The sequence below is a fragment of the Dactylosporangium sp. CA-139114 genome (assembly GCF_050955725.1).
In the GTDB taxonomy this organism is placed as follows: domain Bacteria; phylum Actinomycetota; class Actinomycetes; order Mycobacteriales; family Micromonosporaceae; genus Dactylosporangium.
Window position 1 is genome coordinate 8,332,353 of sequence record NZ_CP192080.1, and the last position, 12,945, is coordinate 8,345,297.

The window sequence follows — 12,945 nt, forward strand, 5'->3', positions numbered from 1 at the left end:
CGGCGCGCGGCGGCGGCCCGGTAGGCGAGGGCCGCCGCCGCGACCAGCGCCGTCCACAGCAGGTAGACGCCGGTCAGGGCGAGCAGGCCGACGACGCAGACCAGCGCGACGGCGGCGGTGCGCCGGGCCGCGCAGCGGTGCGGGAGCAGCCGCACGGCGGCGGCGGTGCCCAGCAGGTACACCACGACGAACGACCCCGACGTGAGCAGCATCAAGGGCCGGGGGCCGAGCCCGGTCACGGCGGCCACCACGAGCGTGGCGGCGGCGAGGCCGGCGACGACCGCGAGGCTGCGGCGGGGCACCTGGCCGGCGTCGGCGCCGCGGCCGAACCAGGCCGGCAGCGCGCCGTCGCGGCCGAGGGCGGCGCCGAGGCGGGCGGCGCCGGCGAAGTACGCGTTCATCGCCCCGGCGGTCAGCAGCAGCGCCACGACGGCGGTCAGTGCCCGGGCACCGTGGCCGAAGCCGAGCGCGAGCAGGTCGGCCAGCGGCGCGCCGGACGGCTCGGGCAGCACGAGCTGGCTGGTGGCGGCGACGGCGAGGTACAGCACGCCGACGACGGCGACCGCGATCCAGGTGGCGCGGGGCACGTCGCGGCGCGGGTCGCGGTAGTCGGCGGCCAGGGACGTGAGCGCCTCCCAGCCGGCGAAGCCCCAGACGAGCACCGCGACCGCGGGGCCGATCGCGGCCCAGCCGTGCGGGGCGAACGGGCGCAGGTTGGCCGGGTCCGCGTGCGGCAGGGCGGTGACGATCGCGGCCAGCAGCAGCGCGACCAGGGCCGCGGCCAGGCCGAGCTGGAAGCGGCCGCTCAGCCGGACGCCGCCGAGGTTGGCCGCGGTGACCAGCGCCACCAGGGCCGCGGCCGTCAGCAGCGTGGTGCGCTGGCCGCCGCCGAGCACGGCGGTGACGTACGCGCCGCCGAACGTGGCCGCGGGCAGCGCCCCGACCGGCACGGCGAAGTAGAAGGCCCAGCCGACCACGGCCGCGGCGCGGGGGCCGAACGCGCGCCCGACGTAGGAGGCGACGCCGCCGGTGTCGGGGAAGCGGGCGCCGAGGGCGGCGAAGGTGAGCGCGAGCGGAGCCGACAGGGCGATGAGCGCGACCCAGGCGACGAGCGACGCCGGCCCGGCGACCTGTGCGGCCAGCCCGGGCAGGGCGATGACGCCGGTGCCGAGGACCGCGCCGACGGACAGCGCCGCGCCCTGCTTGACGGTGAGCATGCCTGCGACGCTACGGTCGGATTTGGCCCCGCAGAAGGGCCAATCCGCGCACGATCGATTGGGCCAAAGCCGGTGGACCTGCACATCAGCCTGGAGGGGCGCGGCGACCGCACCGACCGGATCTACCGGCAGCTGCGCGACGCGATCCTCGACGGGCGGCTGCGGCCCGGGGAGCGGGTGCCGCCGAGCCGGGAGCTGGCCCGGGACCTGTCGGTCGCCCGCAACACGGTCGCCGCCGCCTACGACCGCCTCGTCGGGGACGGGTTCCTCGCCGGCCGGTCGGGGGCGGGGACGTTCGTGTCGTACGGCGGGCCGCCCGCCCTCTCCCGCCGCGCGCCCGCCGGCCCGCTGCGGCCCACGGCGCGGTTCCTGGCGGTGCCGCCCGACGCGTCGCCCACGCCCGGGGCCCGGTTCGACCTGCGCATCGGCCACCCCGACGCGTCGCTGTTCCCGCTCGCCACCTGGCGGCGGCTGCTGGCGCGCTCGGTGCGGGCGTCGGCGGAGTACGACGACCCGTCCGGGCTGCCGTCGCTGCGCGCGGCCGTCTCCCGGCACATCGGGTTGTCTCGGTCGGTGCGGGCCGCTCCGGCGGACGTGCTCGTCACCGCGGGCGCGCAGCAGGGGCTCGACCTCGTCGCGCGGGTGCTCGTCGAGCCGGGCGCGGTCGTCGCCGTCGAGGAGCCCGGCTACCGGCCGGCCCGGCGGCTGTTTAGCAGCCACGGCGCGCGGGTCGCCGGGGTGCCGGTCGACGCCGACGGGATCGTCGTGGACCGCATTCCCGCGGCGGCCCGGCTGGTGTACGTCACCCCCTCCCACCAGCACCCGCTGGGCACCGCGATGTCGCTTGCGCGGCGCACCGCGCTGCTGGCCTGGGCCCAGGAGCACGGGGCGGCGATCGTCGAGGACGACTACGACAGCGAGTTCCGCTACTCCGACCGGCCGCTGGAGCCGCTGCAGAGCCTCGACCGCACGGGCCGGGTCATCTACGTCGGCTCGTTCTCCAAGACGCTGCTGCCGTCGCTGCGCCTCGGGTTCCTGGTCGCGCCCGAGGCCCTGCGCCCGGCGCTGCGCACGGCCCGCGCCCTGGCCGACTGGCACGGCGAGCCCGCGGCGCAGGCGGCCCTCGCCGCGTTCATCGACGAGGGGCTGCTGCGGCGGCACCTGCGCAGGGTCAGCCGGATCTACGCGGCCCGCCACGAGCTCGTGGTCAGGGCCGCCGCCGGGCCGCTGGCGCCCTGGTTCGCGCCGGTCCCGTCCAGCGCCGGGCTGCACCTGGCCCTGCGCTGCACCGGCCCCGCCGACGTCGGCGCGCTCGTGCGCGCGCTGCGGGCCGCGGAGGTGGCCGTGGAGCCGTTGTCGCACTTCTACGCGTCACCGGCCGAGGATCGCGGGCTCGCCATCGGGTTCGGCGCCATCGCCACGGCCGATCTGCCGGCCGCCTTGGACCGGCTGACGGACACGGCGGCGGCGATCAGCGGCTAAGTTCATACCCATGCTCGCCCGCCGCGCCGTCGCCCTCGCCGCGCTCGCGATCACCCTCACGGGGTGTTCCGCCAAGCACCACCCGGCCGGCCCCGGCGCCACGCCGGGCGCCCCGGACCCGACGACGCTCGTGGCCGGCCCCTCCTCGCCGGCGCCGCCGGCCGCCCCGCCGAGCGCGGCCCCGCCCGCCGCGGGGCTGACCACGATCACCTACACGCAGGCGGCGACCGGGTTCCCGGCCGACCCCGACCAGGCCTCGACCGTCCCGCTGACGGAGGGGTTGCAGGTGCGGGAGAAGCAGCCGGTGTACGACGGGGTGGGGGGCACGGCGCGGGCGTACCTGACCCCGCAGATCAGCGGCGTGAACCTCGTGATGCCGGTGGTCGCGAGGCAGGACGGCTGGGTGGCGGTCCTGCTGCCCTCGATGAACCGCAGCATCGGCTGGCTGCCGCCGGGCGGCTGGAGCACCACCCCGCTGCGCGACCAGATCGTCGTGCACCGCGGCGCCTACACGCTCACCTGGCTGCGCGACGGCCAGGCCCAGCAGACGTGGACCGTGACCGTCGGCGCGTCCGCCACCGAGACGCCGCTCGGGCGGACCTTCGTGCTGGGGCGCTCGGCGCTGCCGAGCAAGGTGTACGCGGGGCTGGACGTGCTCGCCCTCGGCGCGGTGCCGGACGACAAGAAGGCCGTCGCGAGCGGGCTGGCCGACGCGCACACGGGCATCCACGCCTGGTACCGCAACGAGTTCGGCTACCGCAAGTCCAACGGCTGCGTGCGGATGCCGCCGGCGGCCCAGAAGACACTGCTGGACAACATCGGCTCGGGCACCTCCGTGGTCGTGCTCCCGTAGGGATCGAATCGGGGTGACCAGCGGCGGACCTGGCAGCGACGGCGCGCCAGCGCCGAGCGGTCGGGGTTGTCCCCGGCGGTGACGAGGAGTTGCCCGGCGACGTCGGGGCCGACGCCGAACAGGGCGGAAAGGCGCGGCTTTGCCGGCCTCGGTGGGGTCGGCCAGGCGGGTGTCGTCGGCGGTCAGGCTGGTGCAGGCGGTGAGCAGTGCGGCCGGTGGGCAGTGCGTGGCGCGCGGCGCGGATGGGTTGCGGGGCGGAGACGATGAGGCCGTGGAGCTGGTTGCGTGCGGCGGTGCGGGTTTTGACCGCGCCGCGGCGGGCCATTCGCAGGGCGCGGATCGCTTCGACCGGTCCGGTGCGGGTTTTCGGCACGCCGGCCGCGGTCCCGGACAGGGCGGCCCGGGCGGCGGCGATCGCGTCGATCGGGTCGGACTTGCCCTTGTTGCGGCGGGTCTTGCGGTCCGGGCGGTCGACCTCGACCAGCTCGACACCACACGCGGTCAGGCATCTTGCCAGGCCGGCGCCGTAGGTACCGGTCCCTTCGACCCCGACCTTGACGACCCGGCCCAGGGACCGTAGCCAGGCCAGCAGCGCCTGATAGCCGGCTGCGGTGGCCGGGAACTGCTGATCGCCCAGGACCCGGCCGGTCCGGGAGCGTTCGGGGCGGCGATATGTCGGGCGCTTCGCGCCGCGACATATCGGACATTTCACGATTTAGCGGTGTGTCATGCCGTCTTCAGGGGTTTGCCGGTCTCCAGCAGTGACTTCAGGCTCGCGATCAGCTCCGGCCAGCCCTCCGACAGGCCCGGGAGCACCGCGCTGCCCTCCTCGAAGCCGTCGTGCGTGACGGTGAGCCTCACGTGCTCGCCGCGCGGCTCGAGCTCGAACGTCACCTTCGAGCGCGGCTCCCCCGCGACCTCGGCGAGGTAGCCCTCGTCGAGGTCGTAGGCCTTGGCCCACTCGGGGGTGAAGCTGTGCCACGAGTACGACAGGCGGGTGAACGGCTCGGCGACGAGCACCACCTGCTCGGGGTCGGCGAGGACCGTGTCGTTGCGGTCGAGCCGCCAGGTCATCACGGAGCCGGGGCGCCAGTCGGTGTCGAAGGCCAGCCCCCAGTACTGCCGGGTGAACGCGGGATCCGTGATGCCCTTCCACAGTTGCTCGGGCGTGGTGCGGATGTAGGTGGTGTAGACGAACTCGGGCCTGCTCATCGAGGGTCCCTCCAGAGCCTTCTTGAGGTCGGCGAGCGCCTCGACCCGCCGCCGGTCGTAGCGGCTGATCCAGCGCTCGGCGATGTCGCTGATCGGGGCGGCGTTGAGGTAGTGCAGCTTCTCCCGGCCCCGGCGGACCGTCGTGACCAGGCCGGCCTCCTCCAGCACGGCCAGGTGTTTGCTGACCGACTGGCGGGTCATGTCCAGGCCCGCGCACAGTTCGCGCAGGGTCTGCCCGTTGGCGTGGTTGAGCCGGTCGAGCAGCGCCCGCCGGCTCTCGTCGGCCAGTGCCCGGAACACATCAGTCACCGTCGCACCTTAATATGCAGCCTTTCGGTTGCTCATGTTAGGCAGCCATTTGGTTGCCTGTCAACGCGAACGAGTGACTGGGCGAACCTTCGCGGCGCCGGACCCGGTTTGACGTACTGTGTTCACCACCGGTGATGATGCGGCGGCCCGCATGCGCCATGAGCTGCACACGCCGCTGACGTCGATCAAGGCGTACACCCGCCTCCTGCGCGACGACCTGCCGCCGGACGACCCCGGCGACGGCGCGGCATGCCTGGACGCGATCGATCGCAACGCGGTGCGGCTGGAGCGGTACGTCGACAGCGTGGTGCTCCCCCTGGCCTCCACGACCACCGCCACCCCGCCCGCCCGGGAGGGCGCGACGGATCTCGTGGGCGTGGTACGCGACGCCGTGGACCTGGCCCGCCGGGTCGCCGTGGCGGGCGCGGTGAGCGTGCACGCCGACGTGCCCGAGACCGCCCGGGTCGCCGTGGACGAGATGATCTGCCGCCACCTGGTCGGTCAGCTCGTCCTGTGGCTGACGATCGCGGCACCGGCCCGAGCCCACGTGGAGATAACCCTGCGCCGCGACCCGTCCATCCGCCTGGACGCGCGCATCGTGCCGGCGGGCGAGCTGACGTCGGCCGCACCCCAGCGCCGGCCGAGCGACGCCCCACCGAAGCCGGCCCCGGACGTCCAGGTCGCCCGGGCGGTGGCAAATCTGTGCGGCGGGGATCTGCGCCTGGACGACACTTCGTTCCGGCTGTCGCTGCCGTCCTCGGTCCTGGCCCCGTCGCCGCGCTGATCCGCTCGCCTTCCCCACGACTGCGCACAGCGTCCGGCGGGCGCCCGAGCGCCGTTCGCCTGACGCGCGTCCACAAGTGCGCCGCGTTCGGGCCCCGTTGCGTCCACGGGCGCGCCTGCGCGAGGTGCGTTGGCATCGGCGCCGTATCCCCACAGACGTCCGAGCCGCACGCCGCCCCGCGCCGAATTCGCACACGCAGCCACGCGCCGCGCGGCCCGCACGCCGCGGCCGCACAACGCGCGCGCCCAAGCGCCTCGCTCACCCGCTGCAAGTGCCCCGGCCCAGGACCGCGCGCAATCCCGATCTGTGCACCACAGACTTGCGCCGCCGTCGCGCGAGAGCCTGATCCGGGCCGTGGTCGAAATGCGGCTGAAATAGCCGGAGATTCAGCAGGTGCCGTTGATTCTGGTCGGGCCGACCGCGCGCGGGTGGCGGCGTCCTGTTCGGTTTCGGCGGTGCAATCGCGTGGCCCGGAACCGGGAGATTGTCGCGCCGGAGCAGAGGCGGCACCAACCTCGGAACGGACGCCGGCGTGATGTTCCTCGACCGGCTGCCGTGGGGCGGGCGGCGTTTCCGCCGGGGCATTCTCCGCAGCTCCGTGGATGCGGCGCAACTTCTCCGCATACCGTCTCACCAAACCCCAATCCCGCCGCCGCTGCGCCTCCCGCCGAAACTCATCCTTCCCGGGCCACCAATTCCGAGCCTTCGTCCGATCCCGCATAGCAGCCAATTCCCGAGAACTGAACAACTGCATCTGCCCCATACCAGCATTATCCCAGCAACCAACCCAAACATCGATCTCAAACCAAGCCCAACGCAAATGGCGAACATATTCAAACCGGGACCACCGAATGATGACCCAGACGAACCCGGCACACTCAAAACGGCCGAGAGGAATGCCCAGTGGGCAACGACGCAGCCGGACCACGCTTACTCGTTTGGACACCACCGACGACCCGCACCGGCCACACCCTCCGGGAGAGCCGCGAAGGTAGGCGCAACCCCGACCCCCGTCGATGACATCGGAGATATCGCCCCGGCACGCGCCGCCAGCAACGCCTTACACCCCCGGGACGGGGCAAATGTCCGAAAGTCGCCTGGCCTTCGCGCGACAGGGCGTCAGCGGCTGTGAGAACGGAACGCCACCGGGTCGAAGCGACCGTGCAGGCGCGCGTCCAGCCAGTGCAAAGCCTCCCGCCGGAAGACCTCCGGCGTCATCGCCCCCGCCCCGTCCGGGATCGCGCCGGCCAGGTCGGCGTCCAGGTCGTGCAGGTTCGTGCGGTGTACGAGCTCCGGCTCCGCCGGCCAGGTGCCGAAGACGACCAGTGCCGGAATCTCCCGCTCGGCCAGGGCCCGCAGGGTGAGCGCCGTGTGGTTCAGGGTGCCCAGGCCCGGCCGGGCGACCACGATCGCCGTGGCCTGCAGCGCCGCGGCCAGGTCCAGGATCGTCCAGCCGCCCTCGCCGAGCGGGACCAGCAGGCCTCCGGCGCCCTCGATCAGGGTCACGTCGTGGTCCTCGACGATGGCGCGGATCGCCAGCTGGGCCATCACCGCCGTGAGCGCGTCCTCGCCCGCCACCCGGGCCGCGGCCAGCGGGGCGAGCGGGTCCGGGAACTCGGACAGGGTGCGGGTCGTGTCCGGGCCGGCCAGGCGGGCCACGGTCATCGCGTCCGGCTCGTCGCCGTCGGCGGTGCCGGTCTGGGCCGGCTTCACCACGGCGACGCGCTGGCCCGCGGCCGTGGCGGCGGCGGCGATGGCGGCGGTCGCGATGGTCTTGCCCACGCCGGTGTCGGTGCCGGTGATCACGAGCGGGCCGGTGAGCGGGCCCGGGATCTCCTCGCCGAACAGGGCGTCCAGGGGGGCGTTCAAGGGCGTTCCTTCAGGATGATGTCGAGCGCCTCGTCGAAGGCGTCGGGCGCGAGGCCGACGTTGACGGTCAGGCGCAGGCGGGACCGTCCGTCCGGTGTGGACGGTGGGCGGAAGCAGCCTACCGCCACGCCCCGGTCGCGGCAGGCCTGCGCCCACGCCAGGGCCTCGTCCGGGCCGGGTGCCGCGACCGAGATGACGCCACCGGCCGGGGTCGGGACCTCCAGGCGCTCGGCCGCGCGGGCGGCCCGGGCCCGCAGCTCGGCGCGCAGGTCGTCGCCGCCGGCCAGCAGGTCCAGCGCGGCGCGGGCACCGGCGGCCACGGCGGGCGGGAGGGCGGTGTCGAAGATGAAGGTGCGGCCGGTGTCGACGAGCTGGCGGTGCAGCTGGGGCGGGCCCGCGATCACGCCGCCGGAGGCGCCCAGGGACTTCGACAGGGTCGCGGTCACCGCCAGGCCGGGCGCGCCCGCCAGGCCGGCCGCGGCGACGCCGCCGGCACCGTGGGGGCCGATGACCCCGAGCGCGTGGGCGTCGTCGACGAGCAGCAGGGCGCCGTGGGCGCGGGCGGCCTCGTACAGCTCCGCCAGCGGCGCCAGGTCCCCGTCCACGGAGAAGACGCTCTCGGTGACGACCAGCGCCGGGCGGCCCGGGTGCGCGGCGAGGAGGGCGCGCACGGCGTCGGGGTCGGCGTGCGGGGCGACCACGGTCTCGGTCCCGTCGCGGCCGGCCCGGGCGAGGCGGCAGCCGTCGACGATCGAGGCGTGGTTGTGGGCGTCGGAGACGATCAGCGCGCCGGGGCGGGCCAGGGCGCGCACGGCGCCGAGGTTGGCCAGGTAGCCGGACGAGTAGACCAGCGCCGAGCCGAACCCGAGCAGCGAGGCGAGGCCGTCCTCGAGCTCCTCGTGCGGCGCGGTCGTCCCGCGCACCAGGCGCGAGCCCGTGGCGCCGAGACCGTACGCCGACAACGCGGCAGCGGCGGCCGCGAGCACCGCCGGGTGCCGGGAGAGGCCGAGATAGTCGTTGCCCGCCAGGTCGAGCAGGTCATCGGCGCGGGGGCGCAGCTCACGGCGCAGACCGGCCGCCCGCCGGGCCGCGGCCTCCTCATCGAGCGCGCTCAGCCACTCCACCGGGACTCCCCCTGCCGTTGTAGGACCCCTACGATACCGATTGTGCGGTGTGCACAAAGTCATCGGGTGCGGACAGGCGGCCCGAACGATTTGTAAGGTACGAGCATGCTTGATGCTGCCAAGGCTGTGCTGGACACCGGCGAGGGCCTCGACCTCGACGGGGTACTCGAGGTGCTGCACTGCTCCGACGAGGAACTGCCGGAGTACCTCGCGATCGCCCACGACGTGCGGATGCGCTGGTGCGGCCCGGAGGTCGAGGTCGAGGGCATCGTGTCGCTCAAGACCGGCGGCTGCCCCGAGGACTGCCACTTCTGCTCCCAGTCGGGCCTGTTCGCCTCGCCGGTGCGGGCGGTCTGGCTCGACATCCCCTCGCTGGTCGAGGCCGCCCGGCAGACCGCGGCGACCGGCGCGACCGAGTTCTGCATCGTGGCCGCGGTGCGCGGGCCCGACGAGCGGCTCATGACGCAGCTCGCCGACGGGGTCGCGGCGATCCGTGAGGCCGTGGACATCAACATCGCCGCCTCGCTCGGCATGCTCACCCAGGCGCAGGTGGACCGGCTGGCCGAGCTGGGCATCCACCGGTACAACCACAATCTCGAAACCGCGAAGTCCTACTTCCCGAACGTCGTGGGCACCCACACCTGGGACGAGCGCTGGGACACGCTGCGGATGGTCCGCGCGGCCGGCATGGAGGTCTGCTGCGGCGGCATCCTCGGCCTCGGCGAGAGCGTCGAGCAGCGCGCCGAGTTCGCGATCCAGCTGCAGGAGCTCGACCCGCACGAGGTACCGCTGAACTTCCTCAACCCGCGCCCGGGCACGCCCCTGGCCGAGCAGCCGGTGCTCGACCCGAAGGACGCGCTGCGGGCGATCGCCGCGTTCCGCCTGGCGCTGCCGCGGACGCTGCTGCGGTACGCGGGCGGCCGGGAGATCACCCTGGGTGACCTCGGCACCCGTGACGGGCTGCTCGGCGGGGTGAACGCGGTGATCGTCGGCAACTACCTGACCACGCTGGGCCGCTCGCCCGAGCAGGACCTGGCGCTGCTGGAGGAGCTGAGCATGCCGGTCAAGGCCCTGTCGGCGACGCTGTGACCTACTGCGACCGGTGCGGGGAGCCGCTGGCCGACGGCTCCCACGCCGCGTGTGCACAGGCCAGGACCCTCGAGCCGCCGCGGTACTGCACCCACTGCCGCCGCCGCATGAAGGTCCAGGTGCTGCCGAGCGGCTGGTCGGCCGCCTGCGTCGAGCACGGGGTGCTCACCCGGTAGGGCCGCCCCACTCGGTCGCCGCGGCCGCGGCGCGCTCCAGCGTGCGGGGATGCACCCGGGCGATGGAGGCCGCGATCCGGCCGCGGCTCTGCAGCACCGCCGCGGCTTTGCGGGACTGCTGCAGCACCCGGAGAATCCGGGGACGGCGCAGCCGGTTGTACTCCTGCAGCGCCGCCGGCACCGCCCCGCCCGCGAGCACCGTCTGCAGGGTCGCCACGTCCTCCAGCGCGAGGGAGGCGCCCTGGGCCAGGTGGTGCGGCATGGCGTGGCCCGCGTCGCCGACGAGCGCGTAGCCGCCCGCGCCCGCCACCGGCCCGAGCGTGTCGGGCAGCGGGGTGAGCTCACCGACCGGCTCCTGCACCAGGTCCTCGGCCTCGGTGGTCTCCAGCAGCTGGGCCACGGGCTCGTGCCAGCCGGCGAACCAGCGCCGCAGCAGGGCCAGCTGGCCGGCGGGCGGCTCGGGGCGCAGCGCCCCGGGCACGGTCGCGACCCAGGAGATGCCGCCGCGGGTCGAGCCGCCGGCCGAGCCGCGCTCCCCCAGCGACGCGTAGGCGAACCGCTGCCCGGAGCCGAGGAGCTCGCCGTGCGCGGGGAGGCCGGCGGGGAGCTCGGGGACGCGGTACCAGGGGATGACCGCCCGCCACGCCGCGAACCCGGCGCTGGCGAAGGTGGTCGCGGGGGCGAGCCGGCGCCGGATCGCGCTGTCCGGCCCGTCCGCGGCCACGATGAGATCGGCCTCGAACATCACCCGGCCGTCACCGACCGCGGGCCGGTCGCGGCGCACCCGGGCGCTCTGCACGGCGATGCCGCCGCGGACGTCGACCTGGTCGCCGAGGCCGGCGATGAACGCGTCGTGCAGATCCTCGCGGTGCACGACGACCGGCGGCGAGCTGAGGTCGCCGGTGGTCGCGAGCGCGGCCGGCGGCACCAGCCAGGAGCCGTCCGGCCGGCGGATGCCCGCGGGCGGCACCGGCGTGGAGATGCCGTCCAGGCCGGCGGCCAGGCCCAGGGCCCGCAGCGCGCGGACCCCGTTGGGCCACAGGACCAGCGCGGCGCGGCCGGGCCGGAGCCGGTCGTCGCGTTCGAGCAGGGTGACCTTCCAGCCGGAGCGGGCCAGCGCGCCGGCGGCGGCGAGCCCGCCGATGCCGGCGCCGACCACTACCGCCGTGCGCATCAGCCCTGCGTTTCCTTGGTTTCCTGTTCTTCCTTCGCCGCTTCCGCGGGTTCTTCCTCGGGCTCGGGAGCCGCCTCGATCGCCTTCGGCTCCTCGTCGGCTGCGGGGCCGGCCTCGGATCCGCCTTCGGAGCCGGCGGAGGCCGCGGCGGGAGCGACGAGGGTGATGTGGCCGTCCTCGTCGTAGGTGACGTGCTCCTGCGGGCCGCGCACGCGCAGGAAGTACACGAGCGCCGCGGCGAAGACGATGATCGACGTCCAGTTGTTCAGGCGCATGCCCAGGACGTGGTGCGCGTCGTCGATGCGCAGCAGCTCGACCCAGAAGCGCCCGACGGTGTAGAGCATCACGTAGAGCGCGAAGGCGCGGCCGCGGCCGAAGCGGTACTTGCGGTCGAGCAGCCAGACGGCCACGGCGACGCCGATGCACCACAGCGACTCGTAGAGGAACGTCGGGTGGAACACGCCCAGCACGATCGGCTGCCCGCCGGCCTCCGCGGCCCGGCCGTGCTCGGTGTCCCAGTTGTAGACCTTGAGGCCCCACGGCAGGGAGGTCTCCTTGCCGTACAGCTCGTTGTTGAACCAGTTGCCCCAGCGCCCGAGCGCCTGGGCCACCGGCAGGGCGACGGCGAGCGCGTCGGCCGTCATGGCGAACGGCAGGTTCATCCGGCGGCACGCGATGTAGGCGCCGAGCGCGCCCGCCGCGATGCCGCCCCAGATGCCGAGGCCGCCCTCCCAGATCTTGAACGCCTTGAGGATCGAGCCGTTCTCCCCGAAGTACGCCTCGGGGGACGTGATCACGTGGTAGAGCCGGGCGCCGACGATGCCGAACGGCACCGCCCAGATCGCCACGTCGAGGATCACCCAGGGTGGCGCGCCCCGCGCCCGCAGGCGGCGGTCGGCGATGTAGCAGGCGGCCACGATGCCCAGCACGATGCAGAGCGCGTAGGCGCGCAGGGGAATCGGTCCGAGGTCCCAGACGCCACGGGTCGGGCTCGGGATCTCGGCCAGCGGAGACAGGACAGCATTCACGGGTGCACACGCTACCGCCGATCCGCCAGGAAGCGATGCCCGGGCCGGGGTAGGCACGCTGGAGAGATCACCATCAGCGAAGGTCTCGCGACGCTGGGCGGGTCGGCCTAAAGTCGGGGCATGAGCTACTCAACGCTGAGTAACGGTAGCAAGGTGACCTGCGCGGTCGCCGCGGTCATCGAGGACGCGGCCGGCCGCGTTCTTCTTTGCCGGCAGGCCGGCGGCCACGGGCTGTGGGGGCTGCCGGGCGGGAAGATCCGCCCGCAGGAGAGCCCGGTGCACGCGGTCATCCGCGACGTGCGCGAGGAGACCGGCCTGGAGACCGAGGTCGTCGAGCTGCTCGGCATGTACCAGCTGACCGGCGACGGCTGCGGCAGCGGCATCCCCGACCTGTTCGTGCACGTCTTCCGCGGCCGGCTCGACGGCGGCGGCCCGGTCGTCAACGCGCCCGGCCGGATCAGCCGGCTGTCGTGGCACTCCCCCGACGCGCTGCCGCAGCCGCTGACCGTGACGACGCGCACCGCGCTCGCCGACGCCGCCGCCGGGCGCGCCGGCGTGATCCGCGAGCTGCAGCGCGATCCCGAGCCCGAAGTCACCGCCGCCTGAAGTTTTCCCGTAGTTTTCATGA

Annotated in this window: 11 protein-coding genes and 2 pseudogenes; 6 read left to right on the top strand and 7 right to left on the bottom strand. The window is 74.4% G+C overall.

Annotated elements, in window-relative coordinates:
• Nucleotides 1–20 precede the first annotated feature (20 nt).
• Nucleotides 21–1,217, bottom strand: a pseudogene (locus ACQP2P_RS37285) (APC family permease); the annotation flags it as partial.
• A gap of 72 nt (nucleotides 1,218–1,289) precedes the next feature.
• On the opposite strand from ACQP2P_RS37285, the gene ACQP2P_RS37290 reads away from it, so the two are divergent.
• Both ACQP2P_RS37290 and ACQP2P_RS37295 read left to right on the top strand, forming a co-directional pair.
• The gene (locus ACQP2P_RS37290) at nucleotides 1,290–2,699 is read left to right on the top strand and encodes a PLP-dependent aminotransferase family protein (RefSeq protein ID WP_433609076.1); all 1,410 of its coding nucleotides are present in this window, start codon (nucleotides 1,290–1,292) and stop codon (nucleotides 2,697–2,699) included.
• 10 nt (nucleotides 2,700–2,709) lie between these two features.
• Nucleotides 2,710–3,552: a L,D-transpeptidase gene (locus ACQP2P_RS37295; RefSeq protein WP_433609078.1), complete on the top strand. Its 843-nt coding sequence runs from the start codon at nucleotides 2,710–2,712 to the stop codon at nucleotides 3,550–3,552.
• A gap of 322 nt (nucleotides 3,553–3,874) precedes the next feature.
• Here ACQP2P_RS37295 and ACQP2P_RS37300 read toward each other — a convergent pair.
• Both ACQP2P_RS37300 and ACQP2P_RS37305 read right to left on the bottom strand, forming a co-directional pair.
• Nucleotides 3,875–4,264, bottom strand: a pseudogene (locus ACQP2P_RS37300) (IS110 family transposase); the annotation flags it as partial.
• A gap of 14 nt (nucleotides 4,265–4,278) precedes the next feature.
• On the bottom strand, nucleotides 4,279–5,073 hold the full coding sequence (locus ACQP2P_RS37305; protein WP_433609080.1) for an ArsR/SmtB family transcription factor: 795 nt from the start codon (nucleotides 5,071–5,073) through the stop codon (nucleotides 4,279–4,281).
• 151 nt (nucleotides 5,074–5,224) lie between these two features.
• Between ACQP2P_RS37305 and ACQP2P_RS37310 the strand changes: the two genes are divergently transcribed.
• Nucleotides 5,225–5,857, top strand: coding sequence for a histidine kinase dimerization/phospho-acceptor domain-containing protein (locus tag ACQP2P_RS37310; protein ID WP_433609082.1), 633 nt, complete (start codon nucleotides 5,225–5,227; stop codon nucleotides 5,855–5,857).
• A 1,119-nt stretch (nucleotides 5,858–6,976) separates the two neighbouring features.
• Here ACQP2P_RS37310 and bioD read toward each other — a convergent pair.
• Entirely contained in the window at nucleotides 6,977–7,726 is a 750-nt protein-coding gene (gene bioD / locus ACQP2P_RS37315; protein ID WP_433609084.1) for a dethiobiotin synthase, read from the bottom strand.
• Nucleotides 7,723–8,850, bottom strand: coding sequence for an aminotransferase class I/II-fold pyridoxal phosphate-dependent enzyme (locus ACQP2P_RS37320; protein ID WP_433609086.1), 1,128 nt, complete (start codon nucleotides 8,848–8,850; stop codon nucleotides 7,723–7,725). The genes bioD and ACQP2P_RS37320 overlap by 4 nt, the downstream gene beginning before the upstream one ends.
• 105 nt (nucleotides 8,851–8,955) lie before the next feature.
• Between ACQP2P_RS37320 and bioB the strand changes: the two genes are divergently transcribed.
• Both bioB and ACQP2P_RS37330 read left to right on the top strand, forming a co-directional pair.
• Nucleotides 8,956–9,939: a biotin synthase BioB gene (bioB, locus tag ACQP2P_RS37325; protein WP_433609088.1), complete on the top strand. Its 984-nt coding sequence runs from the start codon at nucleotides 8,956–8,958 to the stop codon at nucleotides 9,937–9,939.
• Nucleotides 9,936–10,115, top strand: a complete 180-nt coding sequence (locus ACQP2P_RS37330; RefSeq protein ID WP_433078778.1) for a hypothetical protein — start codon at nucleotides 9,936–9,938, stop codon at nucleotides 10,113–10,115. Before bioB ends, ACQP2P_RS37330 begins: the two co-directional genes overlap by 4 nt.
• Here ACQP2P_RS37330 and ACQP2P_RS37335 read toward each other — a convergent pair.
• Nucleotides 10,105–11,289, bottom strand: a complete 1,185-nt coding sequence (locus ACQP2P_RS37335) for an FAD-dependent oxidoreductase (RefSeq protein ID WP_433609090.1) — start codon at nucleotides 11,287–11,289, stop codon at nucleotides 10,105–10,107. The genes ACQP2P_RS37330 and ACQP2P_RS37335 overlap by 11 nt on opposite strands.
• Nucleotides 11,289–12,317 (bottom strand): prolipoprotein diacylglyceryl transferase, encoded by a 1,029-nt coding sequence (lgt, locus tag ACQP2P_RS37340; RefSeq protein ID WP_433609092.1) that lies wholly within the window; start codon nucleotides 12,315–12,317, stop codon nucleotides 11,289–11,291. The genes ACQP2P_RS37335 and lgt overlap by 1 nt, the downstream gene beginning before the upstream one ends.
• Nucleotides 12,318–12,437: 120 nt before the next feature.
• Between lgt and ACQP2P_RS37345 the strand changes: the two genes are divergently transcribed.
• A complete protein-coding gene (locus ACQP2P_RS37345) occupies nucleotides 12,438–12,923 on the top strand; it encodes an NUDIX hydrolase (RefSeq protein WP_433609094.1) in 486 nt (161 codons plus the stop codon).
• The last annotated feature ends 22 nt before the right edge of the window (nucleotides 12,924–12,945 follow it).

Coding starts and splice junctions, on each gene's coding strand:
- ACQP2P_RS37295 (WP_433609078.1), top strand. CDS start 2,710: ATGCTCGCCCGCCGCGCCGTCGCCCTCGCCGCGCTCGCGATCACCCTC.
- ACQP2P_RS37310 (WP_433609082.1), top strand. CDS start 5,225: ATGCGCCATGAGCTGCACACGCCGCTGACGTCGATCAAGGCGTACACC.
- bioB (WP_433609088.1), top strand. CDS start 8,956: ATGCTTGATGCTGCCAAGGCTGTGCTGGACACCGGCGAGGGCCTCGAC.
- ACQP2P_RS37335 (WP_433609090.1), bottom strand. CDS start 11,289: ATGCGCACGGCGGTAGTGGTCGGCGCCGGCATCGGCGGGCTCGCCGCC.
- ACQP2P_RS37345 (WP_433609094.1), top strand. CDS start 12,438: ATGAGCTACTCAACGCTGAGTAACGGTAGCAAGGTGACCTGCGCGGTC.